Below are 14,963 nucleotides of genomic sequence, written 5' to 3'. Positions count from 1 at the left end.
GGGGCGGGAACCCGTCGTGGGAGATCACCTGTGCGTACCCGCACCGCCGCCGCCGCGCTCTCGACCGTCGCCGCGCTCGCCTGCATGACCGCGTCCGTCTCCGCCGTCGCGGACGACGGCCCTTCGGGCCGCGACAGCGCGCGCCCGTTCGCCGACCGGCAGCACTCCGCCTCGGCCCGCCCCGACCTGATGGCGGTCGGCCTGACCGCCGACCAGCGGCTGGTCGGGTTCAACGTCCGCACCCCGGGCAAGCCGTGGTCGTACGGCAAGCTGAAGGGGCTGTCCGGCGACCGGAAGCTGGTCGGCATCGACTTCCGGGTGCAGAACGGCGCGCTGTACGGCGTCGGCGACCGCGGCGGGATCTACACGCTGACCGAGAAGGCGCGCGCGAAGAAGGTCTCGCAGCTGACCGCCGCGCTCAACGGCACGAACTTCGGCGTCGACTTCAACCCCGCCGCCAACCGGCTGCGCGTCGTCAGCGACACCGGCCAGAACCTGCGCCACAACATCGACGACCCGGCCGCGCCCGTCGGCACGATCGCGGACACCGTCCTCACCAACCCGACGATGCCCGCCCCGACCACCGCGCTCGGCGTCACCGGTGCGGCGTACACGAACAACGACCTGAACCCGGCGACGGCGACCTCGCTGTTCGACATCGACACCGCGAACGACCGCGTCTCCCTGCAGTCGCCCGCCAACGCCGGCACGCTCGCCCCCACCGGCAACCTGGGCGTCGCCGCGGGCCCGGACGCCGGCTTCGACGTCTACACCGGCGAGAACGGCGCCAACAGCGGCTTCGCGGTCCTGCGCACCGCGCAGGGCCCCCGCCTGTACGCCGTCGACCTCCTCGGCGGCCGGGCGGGCGACCGCGGCGCGTTCCCCGGCTCGACCCCCGTCACCGACCTCGCGCTGCCCCTCGGCCAGGCGTGAGCGCACGGCCCCTCGGGTGACGGGTAGGCCGTCCGTAGCGACATCACCCGATCGGACGCGAGGGGCCGTCAACTCCGTTGGCGCGAAGGTCATTTGATACGACCGACGGCCGTCCCGGACGGCCCGGAGCGCGTGATCGGGCGTTCTCGACGTGCGGACCGGTGACCGCGTATGCACGCTGAGTCATGCGGGGCTTACAGCGAGTGGCCCCGCGCCGGTTCCGACCGGCTGGGAGAGGCGGATCCGTCCGCATCTCCTGACTCGTCTTCACGTGAAGGGAACGCATTCGATGCGCAGCGCTTTCAAGGCCGTCGTCACCACCGCGGTTCTGGTTCCTGTCCTGTTCGCCGGTGCCGGCGTCGCCGCCGCGGGTGAGGGTCCGGACTCGGGTCCCGCCTACAAGCAGAAGACCAACTCGGCCACGGCCGCCGGTGGCGCCACCTCCGCGGTCAAGAGCGGCTTCTGGGGCGACACGGCGTACTTCCTGACGAAGAACGCCGTCGCCACCCCCGCGGGTGCCACCGGCACCGTCGTGGGTTCGCGCTCCTGACCCTGCTGCGCTCACGGGTGCCGCACGGTCGGACGGTCCGCCCCCGCACGCTCCGGCGTCCGGGGGCGGACCCGCGTCCGGAGGCGGACCCGCGTCCGCCGGGCCCCTCGGCGGTCCCGGGGCCTGACGGCCTCCCCACGGCTTGGAGACGCAACGGATGGATCGCATCGGCCGGCGCTGGCCGTCCTACGCCCTGTTCATCCCCTGGGTGCTGCTCTTCTTCGGGGTGCTCCTGGGGTTCGCCACGCCGCCCTGGCTGAACACCGGCCCGCTCCTCGCCCTGACCTGCGTGACCGCCGGCGTCATCACCACCTTGCGCACCACGGCCTGGATCTCCGTGCTCGCGCTCGTCGCGACCCTGCTCATCCGGTACTCCGAGGAGGGCTACGTCGACTCCACCGGCGTCACCAACGCCGTCTACATCGCCGTCGCCGGCCTCATCGGGCTCGACCTGAACCGGCTCCTCGACCGCTACGGCGTCCACCTGAAGTCCGTCACCAGCGTCGCGGAGGCCGCGCAGTACGCGCTGCTGCCGAACCCGCCGTCCTCCGTCGCCGGGTTCGGCATCGCCGCGTCCTACAAGGCCGCGCAGCGCGACGCCCGCATCGGCGGCGACCTCTACGCCGTCGCCGACACCCCCTACGGCCTGCGGGTGCTGCTCGGCGACGTGCGCGGCAAGGGGATGGGCGCGGTCTCGACCGTCTCCCTGCTGCTCGGAGCGTTCCGCGAACGCGCCCACGAGGCGGCCACCCTCCCCGAACTCGTCGACCGCCTCGAGGACGCCCTCGCCCGCAACACCGACCGCGACGGCGGGGCGGAGACCCTGGAGGCGTTCACCACCGCCGTCCTCGCCGAACTCCCATGCGACGGAAGCCGCGTTCGGCTCCTGAACTGCGGGCACCCCTCGCCGTACGCGATCTCCCCCTCGGGGGTCCGCCGCCTCGACCCCGCCGAGTGCGACCTCCCCCTCGGCACCGGCCTCGGCGGCCGCCGCACCCCGCCCGGCGACTTCCTCCTGGACCCCGGCACCACCCTCGTCCTCCTCACCGACGGCATCACCGAGGCCCGCGACTCCGCCGGCACCTTCTTCGACCCCCTCCTCGGCCTGCGCGACCTTCCCGCGACCGACCCCGACACCGTCCTGCACACCCTCCTCGAACGCGTCGACACCTGGTCGGGCCGCGCGGAGTCGGACGACCGCGCGGTCCTGGCGATCGGCGTGCCGCGTACGGGGGCAACAAGAAACAGCCCGGCCGGCATCTGAGGCCACCGGGCGGAGCCCGCTATCCGCGGCGGAGCGCCGCGCACTCTCGCGTCGCCGGCCGCTCAAGGCCTCCGCAGCTCCAGGAAGAAGCACCCGTACTCCACCGCCCGCACGTGGACCACCGCCACCGCCGGGTCGGCGAACACCTCCGCGGCGAGGGCCTCGACCTCGTCCGCACGGGAGGCGGGCAGCTCGACGAGCGTGCCGCCCAGGATGTGCCCGTCCGCGCCGTACGCGCGCAACACCCGCCGCGGACCGTGCAGTTCGGCCGGATACGCCGGGCCGGAGGGCCCCGCGCACTCCTGCGCGTGCACGAACACGGGACCCACCTCGTCGTACGCCCCCGGCGCCGCGCCGACCTCCGCCGCCCACCTCCGCAGCGGCGCGTACGACACGAGCACGATCCGCTCCCCGACCCCGCTCCGCCGCCAGCAGCACCGCAGCGGCGCGCCGCCCTCCTCGTCGACGAACGGCACCCGCGCGACCCCCGCGTCGTCCCGCTCCCGCAACTCCTGCAACACGACCGGGTCGATGGCCCGCGCCTCGATGCCGACACCCATGTCCGGGCTCCTTCCGTCCCGCGCCCCCGGACGAGGACGCACCCCAAGACTCCAACGGCCCACCCGCCCCGCACCGGCGGGAATGCGACGCCGCGTCCGTCAGCCGGTGAGCCCCGCGTCGCGGGCGAGGAGGGCGGCCTGGACGCGGTTGGTCACGTCGAGGGTGGTGAGGATGCGGCTGACGTGGGACTTCACCGTGGATTCCCGCATGGCGAGCCGCTCGGCGATGTCCGCGTTGGTGTCGCCCTCGGCGAGCCGGGCGAGGACGTCCTTCTCGCGCGGGGTGAGCGGCTCGATGCGGCGCGCCGCGTCGGTGGAGCGCAGCCGGTCGGCGTGGTGGTAGCGGTCGATGACCCGGCGCGCGGCGGCCGGGTGCAGCATCGCGGACCCGCCGGCGACGAGGTGGACGGCGCGCAGGATCTCGGCGGGGTCGGTGTCCTTGAGCAGGAACCCGTCCGCACCGGCGGCGAGCGCGTCGTAGACGTACTCGTCGAGGTCGAACGTGGTCAGGGTGATCACCCGCGGCGGGTTGGGGAGGGCGCGCAGCCGCCGGGTGGCGGCGATGCCGTCCATGCGGGGCATGCGGACGTCGACCAGGGCGACGTCGACGCGGTGGGCGGAGGCCTGCTCGACGGCGTGCAGGCCGTCGACGGCCTGGGCGACGACCTCGATGGCGTCGTCTCCGTCGAGCAGGTCGGTGAGACCGAGGCGGACGAGGGCGTCGTCGTCGACGACCATGGCGCGGATCACGGGTGGGGACCGTCCTCTTCGGGTGAGGGTGCGGGTGCGGGTGCGGGTGCGGGGGTGCGGCCGGTGGCCGGGCCGGGCTCGGCGTCGCGTTCCGGCTGGGGGTGGGGGATGCGCGCGGCCAGCCGCCACGCCCCCGCGCCGCCGGGCCCCGCGCTCAGGTGTCCGCCGAGCGCCTCGACCCGCTCGCGCAACCCGACGAGCCCGAAGCCGGACCCCACGGCCGGGGCGTCGCGGACGGCGCCGCCGGGCGGGTTGACCACCTCGATCAGGGTGGCGGGCGGCCGGAAGTCGACGCGGACCCGGACCGGCGCGTCGGGCGCGTGCTTGCGGGCGTTGGTCAGCGCCTCCCGCACCAGCCGGTAGACGGCGAGCCGGTGCGCGGCGGGCGCCTGCTCCGCGCGGCCCTCGACCGACAGCCCGACGTCCTGCCCGGCGTCCCGCGCCTGCGCCGCCAGCTCCTCGACGTCGCGCAGGACGGGCGCGGGCGGGCCCTGCTCGGCGGGGGCGTCCGGCGCGCGCAGGGCGCCGAGGACGTCCCGCAGGTCGGTGAGCGCGTCGGTCGACGCCGTCCGCAGCAGCGCGAGCCGTTCGACGACGGGGGCGGGCAGCGCGTCCTTCCGGGTGGTGAGGACCCCGGTGTGCAGGGCGATCAGGCTGAGCCGGTGGGCGAGCACGTCGTGCATCTCGGCGGCGATCGCCGAGCGCTCCGCCATCCGCGCGGCCTGCTCCCGCAGCTCCCGCTCGGTCCGCAGCTGCTCCACCCGCGCGTTCAGCGCCTCCACCAGCCGCCGCCGGTTGCCCATCCACAGCCCGCCGACGACGGCGAGCAGCAGGAACAGCGCCGCCCCGTACTGCTGCGGCCGCCACAGCGACACCGTCGGCTGCAGGACGGCGTTGGCGGTGAGGGCGGCGAGCGCGCAGACCACGGCCGCGCGGGTGCGCCGGCGGGCGGCGAGGTCGAACAGCGCGATCAGCAGCAGCGGCAGCATCGGCCAGCCCCAGAGCCCGGCCGCCGTCGTCGTCGCTGCCGGGGCGAGCCACCAGGGCGCCCGGCGCGGCAGCAGCGTGAGACCGCAGGCCAGGGCGACGGCGGTGGGGACGGCGAGGTAACGGCCGCGGTCGGTCGACGCCGCGTTCTGGACGGCGGCGAGGGTGAGCAGCACGACGAGGCCGTACCGCCCGTACCGGCTCCACCTGGGGTGCTGTTCCCGTCTCACGCCCTCAGCGTAGGCAGGCGCGCGAGGACCGCACCTCCGACGACCGGGCATCCCGACCCCCTACTTTCGTAGGGGGCGGTCGGCTCACAAGGGCGGATCCGCAGGTGTGGAGCCGTCCCTAGCGTCGAAGGCATGGACGACTGGACCACATCCCCCGACCGGGCCCTCGCGCAGCGCAACGCCGAGGGCTGGACGTTCCTCATCGAGGCCGCCCGCGACCTGCGCACCACCGGGGCCGTCGCCCCCAGCGGCCGGGCGCTCGCCCGGCTGCTCACCGACCCCGTGCGCGCGTCCGGCGCGGCCACGCTGGACGTCCTGGAGGCGGGCGCGGGCACCGGTGCGGTCACCCGCGCGCTGATCCCGGCCCTCGCGCCGGGCAGCCGGCTCGACGTCGTCGAGGCCAACGGGCGGTTCGCCGCGCGGCTGCGTGGCCTGGTGCGCGCGCATCCGCTCCTGGCGGGCGCGGCGCAGAGCGTCCGCGTGCACCACGCCCTGGTCGAGCAGCTCGACACCCGCCGGTCCTACGACGTCATCGTCTCCGGACTGCCGTTCACCAACTTCGCCCCCGCGCAGGTCGAGGCGGTCATGGACCGCTACCTGGAGCTGCTCCGGCCCGGCGGCACCCTCACCTACTTCGCCTACCGCGGCACCCGACTCGCCCGCGCCCTCACCTCCTCGCGCGCCGAGGCGCGCCGCCACCGCGCCGTCGAGGACGTGCTCACCGGCTACCAGCGGCGCTACGCCACCGGCCGCTGGACGGTCTGGAGCAACCTCCCCCCGGCCACCGTCTGGCAACTCCGCCGCCCCCTCGACACCCCCCGCCCGACCCCGGCCGTCCCGGTCGGAGCGTCACGGTGACCTCCCTGACCGGTCTGCTGGGTGGCCTCCCCGCCCCGGCCGCGTACGCGGTCCTCGCCGAGTCCGTGCTGCTGCTCGGCGCGTTCGTCCCCACCCTGACCCTGCTGCTCGCCGCCGGCGCACTGGCCCGCGGCGGCGGGCTGCACCTGGCGGTGGTCGTCGCCGTCGCGGCGGGCGCGGTCGTCGCGGGGGACGCGCTGGGCCATCGCACCGGGCGGGCGCTCGGCGGCCGGCTGCGGACCGGCCGGATCGGACGCCGGGTACCCGCGGCGGCCTGGTGGCGCGCCGAGCACCTCATGGACCGCCACGGCGGCCGCGCCGTCCTCCTCTGCCGGTTCGTGCCGGTCGTGCGGACCCTCGCCCCGCACCTTGCGGGCGCGACCCGCCTGCCCTACCGCCGCATCGCCCCGTACAGCCTGGCCGCCGCCGTGCTGTGGGCGGGCGCGGAGGCGGCGGCGGGATACGTCGCGGCGGACGCGGCGCGGCGAGCCGTCGCGTACGGCGGGCCGGCGATCGCCCTGGTGGCGCTGGGCGCGGTGGCGGCCCTGGCCGGCGCGAGCGTCCTGCGGCGCCGGGCCGGGGGCGCGGCGCGACGCCATCTCACTCCGCCTCTGGAAGGGGCGAAGCGCCTTCTGCCGGTGCGGCACCTGCACAGGTGACAGTCATGGGCGGCTGCGGGTGGGAGAGCCCGCCGCGCAGCGGCGGACGCTCGCTCGGCCGGCCGCGCAGCGGCAGGGCTTCGCCGTCCCGGGTCGGCCGCCGCCTCATCCGCGGACGTGCAGCCCGAACCCCGTACGCCCCGCGGGCTCCACGCCCTCCCTGAGCTGCAGCGAGCGGACCTCGTAGTGAGATCGAGCGCTGCCACCTCGACCGGCTCGCGGGAAAGAGTTGGGTGCGGCGGACGAGCGCCTCGGCGAAGGCGAAGGCGACGGCCGGGCGGCTGCGGCCGGAACTGCTGCGGGTCCTCGACCTGGTCGACGGCGCACCCGCCATTCCTCGCGGGGCTGGGGGAGACGGACGACGCCGAGCGGTCCGGTGGTCGGGCGCGCGCCCACGAGCGGTGACCGCCGTCCGGCCCGCGCGCCGCCGCGCCCGCTCGCGCGTCAGGGCACCAGCGGGCCCGCCAGGACGGCCAAGCCCGCCGTACGGTCGCCCGTCCACGTCACCGCCGCGGTGTCGGCTGGTGCGCGCTGCCACAGCATCAACAACAAGTCCTTTGCCGTGCCGTCGAGTTGGGCGACCGGCTCGCCGGGGCCGAACACCCAGCTGTCGCCGGTGTCGGTCGCGGTGACACGTACGGCCTGCGCCGGCGGCACGGCGGCGCCCTTCGCGATCATGCGCAGCGCCATGGTGTCGAAGACCTCGGCGACCCCGTCCGCGGCGAGCGCGGGGTCCATCGGCGTCGTCGAGCCGAGCGCGCGTTCCGCGTCCCAGCGGTGCACCAGCGTCTCCTGGGCGCGGCGCCGGCGCCAGAACCCGACAGTGTGCGGCGGGTGGAACGTCCACGCATCCGTCGCGGGGTCCGCCGACAGCGCCTCGACGAGCGCGTCCGCACTCCGCGCGTACCAGTCCGCGAGGCCGGCCGGGTCGCGGGGCGCGGCGTCCTCGTCGTAGCCGCGCCCGTGCCCCTCGCGCACCGCCGTGACCACCCACAGGTTGCCCGCGCCCATGTGCACGGCCAGATCCGCCAGGGTCCAGTCGCCGCAGTGCTCGACCGGGGCCGCGAGATCGCCGTCCAACAGCGCGCCGAAAGCGTCCAGTTCACGCCGCAGTTCCACCAGGTAGTCCATGGCGCGCAACGTACCGGCCGAACCGCGGGCGAGCGTCGGCCTTTCCACGCGCTGGTACGCCTCTACGTGCGGACCGGATGCGCACGCACCCACGTGCGGTCCTCGGTGAGGTAGGTGTCGATCGCCAACCCCGCTTCCGCGAGCGCGATTTCGAACCGCTCCGGCGTCAGGGGCCGGGAGAGGAACGTCTGGGTCCACGTCCCGTCACCGAAGACGTACTCGGCGTGCACCGACCGCACGCCGGGCCCGATCGGTGCCGACGACACCACGCGCACGACGCCCGCCGGCACCTTCCGCTCGCGCGGCACGTTCTCGTGCGCGTCCTCGGGCTCCCGCTGGATCAGCACGCACCCGTCGTCCGCCACGTGCCGGCGGCAGGTCCGCAGCAGCCCGCGGCGCACGTCCTCGTCCCCCGCGTGCACCAGGAACGATCCCAGCAGCACCACGTCGAACCGCTCGTCGAGCTCCAGCGACTCGATCGGCGCGCACACGGTGCGCGCGCCGCGGACCCGCTCCAGCATCTGCGGCGACGCGTCCACCGCGGTGACGGTGAAGCCCCGCTCCAGCAGCGGGTGCGTCACCCGGCCGACCCCCGAGCCCAGCTCCAGGATGCGTGCCCCGGCGCGCACGGCCCCCGCGACGACGTCCGGCTCGTCGCCCACCGGCAGCCGCGTGTACACCTCCACCGCACACCCGTCCGGCGTGAACGCCCCCGCCCCCGTACCGCCGTACCCCTCCCGCGTCCATCCGCTCATATCCCCATCGCATCACGGCGCTCGCGCTCGCGGAAGGCCGCGCGACTACCAGCGGGCCGCGCCCGCACGCGGCAGGTGCGCCCAGGTGCGGGTGCCGGGCGTGGCGGGGTGCGGGGCGGGGGAGTGGCCCCAGTGCCCCTCGCACGCGGCGACGAGCTCGGCGAGCAGGCCGAGCGCACGGTCGCGGTGGGTGTCGCAGGCGGCGGCGAGGCGGGGGTGGGCGGGGCGGGGCGCGTGGTCGTACGTGGTGAGGCGGAGGGTCGCGTCGCGGTAGCGGAGGGAGAGGTAGAGGGCCTCGCCCGGGGCCAACAGGCATGCGCAGGCGACGAGTTCGCCTACCGCCTGGACACCCGCCGGCGCGAGGTCGTCCAGGCCGTGCGCGTGCAGCGCGGAGCGCACGGCGGCGCGGGCGATCGACCCTACGTGCGGGTCGCCCGGCAGTGTGAGGCTGCACATCAGGGCGTCGGGGGACGGTACGGCGACTCGCCCGGTGGGCGGAGCGTGCACGACGAACATCGCGGGCTCCCTTTCGAGAGGGGGGTGAGGGTACGCGTCGCCGTCACGGCAGCAGTGGCCTGTCTCCCTGAGCGCGGGCCCGACCCCTCCCAGGGAGAGAGCGTACGGGCGGGCACGCGCGATGCGCTTCAACTGCCGTGTGTGGCGGACGCGTTACCCACTGTAGAGCAACGAGTGCCAATGTTGCCCCGCAAACGGGGTGAATGCTGCGCGCCGTAGACTGACGCTGTCCCGAGCGAAGGAGCCGTATGGGTGCGAGGAGCGCCTCGACCGAGCGTCAGCGCAGGCTGGGCGCGGAGGTGCGGAAGATGCGCACCGCGGCGGGCATGACCGGTGAGTTCGCGGCCGGACTCCTCGGTGTGGACCGGGGCAAGATCTCCGGCATCGAGTCCGGCGCTCGTGCGATCAGCTCCGAGCGACTGCGCATTCTGGCGTGCAACTGCGACTGCTCGGACGCCGCGTATGTGGATGCCCTGGTCGCCATGGCCCAACCGGTCGCGCCCGGTTGGTGGGAGCGGTACCGGGGGAGCCTCCCCGCTGCGCTGCTCGACATCGCCGAGTTGGAGGCGGAGGCCCGGCGCATCCGCACCATGCACGTCCTGCACGTTCCGGGTCTGTTCCAGACCAGCGACTACGCGCAGGCCGTCTTCCGCGCCGGCCTTCCCCCACTGCCCGAGCACGAGGTCGCGTTGCGCATGGCTCATCGGCTGGAGCGGGGCCGGATCCTGTCCGGAGACAACCCCACCGCGTACGTCGGCATACTGCACGAGGCCGCTCTGCGCATGCGGTTCGGCGGCGTTGACGTCACTCGCGCCCAACTGGCTCATCTCGTCGAACTGTCCGAGCAGGACAACGTGACGCTGACCGTCATGCCCTTCGAGGCCGGTCCCATTCCGGGCGCGGGTCAGACCGTCGTGTACCTGGAGGGGCCTGTCCCGCAACTCGACACCGTGCAGATCGACAGCGCTCACGGGCCGGAATTCCTGTACCAGGAGGCCCAGTTGTCGAAGTACCGTCTCCAACTCGACTGGCTGGAGCACCGCGCACTGTCACCCGCCGCGTCGCGGGACTTCATCCAATCCATCGCGCGCCAACTCTGAGGAGAGGTCCATGAGCGACATCCAGTGGGAAGACCCCTTCTGCGCGGAAGGCTCCGCCTGCTTCCGCCTCGGCACCGACCCCGCCGGCAACGCCTACATCGCCGTCGCCGGCGACGAGGCCCACCCCCTCACCGACACCCGCGACGCCCTGCGCGAGCTGATCCGCGGCATCAAGGCCGGCAAGGCGGACCACCTGCTGTCCGGTTCGAACTGACCTCCCGATCCCGCCGGTCGGGCTGCCGCCTCGCCGGGTGGGTGCATGTTCGCCTGCGACGCCCCGCGTCGTGCCACGGCCACCGCCGATGGTTGCCGCGCGGCCCCCTGGCATGCGCCCATGACCGCCGAGACGTACCTTTCGATGCTCGACGCGCTGGTCGCCCGGCCGTTCGCGGAGGTGACGTATGCCGACGCCTCCGGGGAGGGCGGTGGCCTGGGTTGAAGCGGAAGCCGGCCTGCGGTCCTGCCTCGACGACCTGGCAGCACACCTGACGACGCGGTGGGGTACTGCCCGCGTCGTCGACCTGGGACCGTATCTGAGTGCCGGTTGCAACGGAGAGCCGGTGCCGGAGCCGCTCGATCACCTCAGCCAACAGGTCGGGAGCATGCAGGTGTGGCCGCTCGGGGACAGCGGCCGTTGGCTTGCGCCGGCACTCGGCCAGGCCGACAAGGAGCTGCCGCTCGTCCTGTTCGCCGCAGTCGGCCGTGCTTCCGCCCTCGACCCGGGCGCGAGTGGCCGGTCGTGAGCGCGGCGGCACGGTGACAGCCGCAGCCGCGGCGGTGCCGAGGCGCACGTGGCCGCGCCCGGAGTCCGGGAACCCGCCGCTACGCCGCGGTGCGCGCCAGGCGCCGGGAGCCGGTGGTCGGGGCGCTGTCGTCGGTCACGGATTCGAGCCGTTTGATCAGGCGGCGGACGTGGAGGAGCGGGAGGATCCCGACGACCCCGAACGACATGTCGATGACGGACCACCAGAAGGGGATGCCGCGCAGGGGCCCGCAGACGAGGGCGAGGGGGATGATGCCGACGCAGGCGATCATGCCGAACTCGACGACCCAGATGTTGCGGACGGGATCGCGGTGGGGGCCGTAGAACGCGACCGCGATGACGAGGTGCGCGAAGGCCAGCCAGTCCGTGCCGTACAGCAGGTACGGGGCCTGCGCGTCGGCCGTCTCCAGCCCGCCCCGCACGCGGTCGATCCACTCGGCGAGCCCGGGCAGGGCGTCGGCGAGCGGGGACGCCCATCCGTCCAACGAGGCGTCCATCAAGCGGAGTTCGGTGACGAGCGGAAAGGCGGTGACCCCGCTCAGCACGAGGCAGACGATGAAGAGGATCAACCAGGCGCGTATGCGCGTGAGAAGGGCTCTCGGCCCGTTCGGGTCGCTCATGGCGGCAGCGTACGCCAGTTTTGAACGCGTTCAGAAACGGGGGCGGGAAAAGGATCGGCCACAGGAGCACGGCCACCTGCCCTCGGTGCCACGCCCCGTTGCCGCAGGGCATCTTGCGCCGCCCGGGCCCGACACCTCCCACCGGACGGGGGACCCGACCTCGGCCGACGACTGGCCCACGACGACCGGATGGCTCGTGCTCGGTTTCGGTAGCGGACTCTTCCTGATCGCCCGCGGCCGGCGCAGGGGCGAGGAGGGGCTTGCGCCACCGCGACGCCGTACGAGACGCGCGTGCGTCCCCGTCGTCGGTGCGACCACGAACGGGCCGCGAGGCAGGCGTCGAACCGCGCCGAAGGCCGGCCGTAGTGCGGCGGCCGCCGCGACGGGACGTGCCGTCGGCCCGAAGGCATGCCCGAGCGGCAGGAGGAACGGCGTTTCCGTGGCTCGGTCCCGTCCGCGGTCGGTGGCTTCGAGTTCTCCGGTGCGCAGGTGGCGACTATGAGAGTTGTTATACGTTGATGTCATGGAGACCAGGACGTACACGACCATCGATCTCCGCAGGGGCATGGGCGAGATCCTCGACCGCACGCGGATCGCGGGGGAGGCCGCGGCGATCACCCGCAAGGGCAGGACCGTCGCCTACCTGGTCCCGGTGGAGTGGTTCGAGCAGACGTCCGTCGCCGGTGGGCCCGCGTCCGGCACGCAGCACATCACCGGGAGCGGCCCGTCATGACCGCAGAGCCCGCTCCGTACTCCGGGGGCGATCCCGCGCGGGTCCCCCCGATGCCGGAGCGCACCCCGCAGGCCCTGCGGCTGGCGATCCAGGAGCACGCCCCGCATCTCCTGCCGGACTTCGAGGCGCACTGGCGCCGGGTGATCGCCGACGCGTTCAGCATCGCCCCGGTTCCGGCGTTCATGCGGCTCTGGTGGACGCAGTACGCCATCGCCCGCGACCCGGCGCTCGAGAAGCGGCTGCGGGATCTCGAAGCCCGGGCGGCGATGGCCGAGGACCCCGCCGAATCCGCTCGTCTGCTGGAGGAGTACAGCAGGCTCCGGCACGAGGCCGCAGCCGTGGAGCCCGGTCGGTGAGCGAGGAGCTCCCCCGCCCGCCCTGGCAGATGGACTTCACCAAGCAGGCGTGGGAGACCTTCCAGGAGATGCCCGCGGACGGCCGCGACCTGGCTGTGGCCGCCCGGGCGGAACTGGTCACCGCCGCGGACCCCTACTTCCGCGGCATCGACGCGGACGTCGCCCTGCCGCACTGGATCACGGTGCGCCCCCTCGCCTCGACCAGCCCCTCCGGGCCTCACATCGCCGACCTCGCCGGCGGGCGCGGCTGGATCGTCTTCACGTTCATCCGCCGGCACGCCGACCCGCAGATCGTCGTTCTCGAGATCTTCTGGGCGTGAAGCGGGCGACGAACCGATCCGCGGATGCCGGAGAGCTCCCGGCCGCCGATCCCGCAGAGCTGACCGCCCTGGCGATCGCGGCCCTCCGTGACCGCCTCGCGGCGTCCCACCCCGCTCGCAGGGCGCTGGCCTCGGACGTCGAGGCGGCGCGGCACGGCGATCCCGAGCTCGCGATCGACGACGTGGGCCATGTGCTGCGGTACTTCGACACCCCGATTCGGACGGACGAGTTCCAGGCGCTGCACGCTGCCGCCGCGCACTTCGCCCTTGCGGACGCGCTGGAGGGGGTCGTCGTCCTCCCGCCCGACGAAGCGCCCCCGGCCTGAGGCGACCGGACGATCTGGCGGACCCCGCAGCGGTCCTTCGCGGCGGCCGGCCGCAGCCCGTCGGCCGGGTCTTCGCGACCAAGGGCGGCGGCCTGGAGCGCGACGTCAGGGACTCGGCCGCCACCTGGTGGGACGAGCGCGCGGCCGCGTAGCCCCGGCCGCGCCCCGATTCAGCCGCGCGGCCGGGTGGAGCGGCCGCCGCGCGGCCACCACGCGCCGGAGGCCGGCATGCGGGTCATGCGGGCGTACGTCGGCCAGGGGGAGGCGGTGACGGTCTCCTTGTAGCGGGCGGCGAGCCGGCCGGTGAGGGCGAGGCGGCGGGGGCGGCCGTCGGGGCGGGTGAACTGGACGACGGCGTCGGCGCGGCCGAGGCTGACGGGGCAGTGGTAGTAGCCGAAGCGGAACGGCCGGGGCTCCAGCCCGCGCAGCGCGCGGTCGATGGAGAGGGCCGCGTGCACCCCGGTCGGCATCCCGCTCTGGCAGGTGCCGTGCAGGACGCGGTCGCCTTGGCGGACGGCCGCCGCGTCGCCGACCGCGTACACGTCGGGGTGCGAGACGGACCGCAGCGCGGGGTCGGTGACGATGCGGCCCCGCTCGTCCACGTCGAGCCCGGCCGCGGCCGGCAGCGGGGCGACCCGCGTCCCGCTCGCCCACAGCACCGCGTCCGCGGGAACCGTCTCCCCGCCCGCGAGCTCCACCGCGCCGGGCAGCACCTTCGTCACCTCGACCCCGGCCCGCACCCGCACCCCGAGCCGGTCGAGCGCGGCGCGGACGTGCGCCGCGGCCCTGCGGTTCATCTCCGCGCACGGCTCCGCGCGCCCGAGCAGGACCACCTCCGTCGCCGGGTACCGCTCGGCGATCTCCGCCGCGGCCTCGACCCCGGTCAGACCGCTCCCGGCGACGACCACCGTCGCGCCCGCCCCGAGCCGCCCCAGCCGCCCGGCCAGCTCCGCCGCACCCCGCGCGCCGTCCAGGGTGTGCGCGTGGTCCGCGGCCCCCGGCACCGACGCCGTGTCCGTCACACTGCCCAGCGCGTACACCAGGGTGTCGTACGGGATCGGGTCGTCGCCCTCGATCCGCACGGCCTTGGCGTCCGTGTCGAGCGCCGTCACCCAGCCACGCCGGAAGTGCGCGCCCGTGCCGTCGAGCAGTGCGGGGACGCTCAGTTCGGCCAGCTCCTGCCCGGTCCCCGACATGTGCAGCCGCAGCCGCTCGGTGAACCGCTCCGCCGCGTCCACCATCGTCACCTCGACGCCGCCGCGCCCCTTCACCCGCCCCGCGAGCTGCGTCGCCGCGGCCAACCCCGCGTACCCGGCCCCCAGAACCACCACCCGGTGTGCGCCCATCGTCCCGCCCTCCTCGTCCGCCTGCTGACACCCACCTGACAGGGGCGGCAGCCGGGACGTGACAGCAGGCGGACGTGACGTGGGTCACGCCTGCGGGCGGACGCGCGTCCGGGGGGGGTGCCCCTATGGGTTTGGTCAAGGAAATCCGGGTGCGTTTGTGTTCGGGCTGAGGTCAGCATTGCCTAGTGTCTGAGGTGCTGTGGGAT

At 74.6% G+C, this 14,963-nt stretch carries 20 protein-coding genes; 12 read left to right on the top strand and 8 right to left on the bottom strand.

What is annotated here, in order from left to right:
* The first annotated feature begins 30 nt into the window (after positions 1-30).
* From ACFWEG_RS07705 to ACFWEG_RS07695, 3 genes are all read left to right on the top strand, one after another.
* On the top strand, positions 31-933 hold the full coding sequence (locus ACFWEG_RS07705) for a DUF4394 domain-containing protein (RefSeq protein WP_387210330.1): 903 nt from the start codon (positions 31-33) through the stop codon (positions 931-933).
* A gap of 289 nt (positions 934-1,222) precedes the next feature.
* A complete protein-coding gene (locus ACFWEG_RS07700; protein WP_387210329.1) occupies positions 1,223-1,483 on the top strand; it encodes a hypothetical protein in 261 nt (86 codons plus the stop codon).
* 157 nt (positions 1,484-1,640) lie between these two features.
* Positions 1,641-2,747, top strand: coding sequence for a PP2C family protein-serine/threonine phosphatase (locus tag ACFWEG_RS07695; RefSeq protein ID WP_387210327.1), 1,107 nt, complete (start codon positions 1,641-1,643; stop codon positions 2,745-2,747).
* Positions 2,748-2,809: 62 nt separating this feature from the next.
* Here the strand turns inward: ACFWEG_RS07695 and ACFWEG_RS07690 are convergent, their stop codons facing one another.
* From ACFWEG_RS07690 to ACFWEG_RS07680, 3 genes are all read right to left on the bottom strand, one after another.
* Positions 2,810-3,307: a DUF1203 domain-containing protein gene (locus ACFWEG_RS07690; protein WP_387210325.1), complete on the bottom strand. Its 498-nt coding sequence runs from the start codon at positions 3,305-3,307 to the stop codon at positions 2,810-2,812.
* A 99-nt stretch (positions 3,308-3,406) separates the two neighbouring features.
* On the bottom strand, positions 3,407-4,057 hold the full coding sequence (locus tag ACFWEG_RS07685) for a response regulator (RefSeq protein WP_387210323.1): 651 nt from the start codon (positions 4,055-4,057) through the stop codon (positions 3,407-3,409).
* On the bottom strand, positions 4,054-5,274 hold the full coding sequence (locus tag ACFWEG_RS07680) for a sensor histidine kinase (protein WP_387210321.1): 1,221 nt from the start codon (positions 5,272-5,274) through the stop codon (positions 4,054-4,056). Before ACFWEG_RS07680 ends, ACFWEG_RS07685 begins: the two co-directional genes overlap by 4 nt.
* Before the next feature lie 132 nt (positions 5,275-5,406).
* Here ACFWEG_RS07680 and ACFWEG_RS07675 point away from each other — a divergent pair, with 132 nt between their 5' ends.
* Both ACFWEG_RS07675 and ACFWEG_RS07670 read left to right on the top strand, forming a co-directional pair.
* A complete protein-coding gene (locus tag ACFWEG_RS07675) occupies positions 5,407-6,132 on the top strand; it encodes a class I SAM-dependent methyltransferase (protein ID WP_387210319.1) in 726 nt (241 codons plus the stop codon).
* Entirely contained in the window at positions 6,129-6,791 is a 663-nt protein-coding gene (locus ACFWEG_RS07670; protein WP_387210317.1) for a DedA family protein, read from the top strand. Before ACFWEG_RS07675 ends, ACFWEG_RS07670 begins: the two co-directional genes overlap by 4 nt.
* A gap of 444 nt (positions 6,792-7,235) precedes the next feature.
* Here ACFWEG_RS07670 and ACFWEG_RS07665 read toward each other — a convergent pair whose 3' ends face one another.
* From ACFWEG_RS07665 to ACFWEG_RS07655, 3 genes are all read right to left on the bottom strand, one after another.
* Positions 7,236-7,922 carry a maleylpyruvate isomerase family mycothiol-dependent enzyme gene (locus ACFWEG_RS07665; RefSeq protein WP_387210315.1) on the bottom strand — a complete coding sequence of 229 codons (687 nt, stop codon included), beginning with the start codon at positions 7,920-7,922 and terminating at the stop codon, positions 7,236-7,238.
* A gap of 62 nt (positions 7,923-7,984) precedes the next feature.
* Positions 7,985-8,677 (bottom strand): class I SAM-dependent methyltransferase, encoded by a 693-nt coding sequence (locus tag ACFWEG_RS07660; RefSeq protein WP_387210313.1) that lies wholly within the window; start codon positions 8,675-8,677, stop codon positions 7,985-7,987.
* A 45-nt stretch (positions 8,678-8,722) separates the two neighbouring features.
* Positions 8,723-9,193 (bottom strand): ATP-binding protein, encoded by a 471-nt coding sequence (locus ACFWEG_RS07655; RefSeq protein ID WP_387210311.1) that lies wholly within the window; start codon positions 9,191-9,193, stop codon positions 8,723-8,725.
* Positions 9,194-9,441: 248 nt separating this feature from the next.
* Here ACFWEG_RS07655 and ACFWEG_RS07650 point away from each other — a divergent pair, with 248 nt between their 5' ends.
* The 3 genes from ACFWEG_RS07650 (at position 9,442) to ACFWEG_RS07640 (ending at position 11,036) form a co-directional block, all read left to right on the top strand.
* The gene (locus ACFWEG_RS07650) at positions 9,442-10,293 is read left to right on the top strand and encodes a helix-turn-helix domain-containing protein (RefSeq protein ID WP_387210309.1); all 852 of its coding nucleotides are present in this window, start codon (positions 9,442-9,444) and stop codon (positions 10,291-10,293) included.
* Between the two features lie 10 nt (positions 10,294-10,303).
* Complete coding sequence (locus ACFWEG_RS07645) at positions 10,304-10,507, top strand: hypothetical protein (RefSeq protein WP_387210307.1); 204 nt, start codon at positions 10,304-10,306, stop codon at positions 10,505-10,507.
* 211 nt (positions 10,508-10,718) lie between these two features.
* On the top strand, positions 10,719-11,036 hold the full coding sequence (locus ACFWEG_RS07640; RefSeq protein WP_387210305.1) for a hypothetical protein: 318 nt from the start codon (positions 10,719-10,721) through the stop codon (positions 11,034-11,036).
* A gap of 79 nt (positions 11,037-11,115) precedes the next feature.
* On the opposite strand, the gene ACFWEG_RS07635 is transcribed toward ACFWEG_RS07640, so the two are convergent.
* Positions 11,116-11,676, bottom strand: coding sequence for a hypothetical protein (locus ACFWEG_RS07635; RefSeq protein WP_387210303.1), 561 nt, complete (start codon positions 11,674-11,676; stop codon positions 11,116-11,118).
* Between the two features lie 523 nt (positions 11,677-12,199).
* On the opposite strand from ACFWEG_RS07635, the gene ACFWEG_RS07630 reads away from it, so the two are divergent.
* The 4 genes from ACFWEG_RS07630 to ACFWEG_RS07615 are packed head-to-tail and all read left to right on the top strand — an operon-like array spanning position 12,200 to position 13,411.
* Positions 12,200-12,409 carry a type II toxin-antitoxin system Phd/YefM family antitoxin gene (locus ACFWEG_RS07630; RefSeq protein ID WP_387210301.1) on the top strand — a complete coding sequence of 70 codons (210 nt, stop codon included), beginning with the start codon at positions 12,200-12,202 and terminating at the stop codon, positions 12,407-12,409.
* On the top strand, positions 12,406-12,765 hold the full coding sequence (locus ACFWEG_RS07625; RefSeq protein WP_387210299.1) for a hypothetical protein: 360 nt from the start codon (positions 12,406-12,408) through the stop codon (positions 12,763-12,765). Before ACFWEG_RS07630 ends, ACFWEG_RS07625 begins: the two co-directional genes overlap by 4 nt.
* A complete protein-coding gene (locus ACFWEG_RS07620; protein ID WP_387210298.1) occupies positions 12,762-13,085 on the top strand; it encodes a hypothetical protein in 324 nt (107 codons plus the stop codon). The genes ACFWEG_RS07625 and ACFWEG_RS07620 overlap by 4 nt, the downstream gene beginning before the upstream one ends.
* Complete coding sequence (locus tag ACFWEG_RS07615; RefSeq protein WP_387210296.1) at positions 13,082-13,411, top strand: hypothetical protein; 330 nt, start codon at positions 13,082-13,084, stop codon at positions 13,409-13,411. Before ACFWEG_RS07620 ends, ACFWEG_RS07615 begins: the two co-directional genes overlap by 4 nt.
* 170 nt (positions 13,412-13,581) lie before the next feature.
* On the opposite strand, the gene ACFWEG_RS07610 is transcribed toward ACFWEG_RS07615, so the two are convergent.
* A complete protein-coding gene (locus tag ACFWEG_RS07610; RefSeq protein WP_387210294.1) occupies positions 13,582-14,757 on the bottom strand; it encodes an NAD(P)/FAD-dependent oxidoreductase in 1,176 nt (391 codons plus the stop codon).
* Between the last annotated feature and the right edge of the window lie 206 nt (positions 14,758-14,963).

The organism is Streptomyces sp. NPDC060194 (genome assembly GCF_042728285.1).
In the GTDB taxonomy this organism is placed as follows: domain Bacteria; phylum Actinomycetota; class Actinomycetes; order Streptomycetales; family Streptomycetaceae; genus Streptomyces.
The sequence above is the reverse complement of the archived record's forward strand: the minus strand, read 5'-3'. Positions and strand labels throughout refer to the sequence as shown.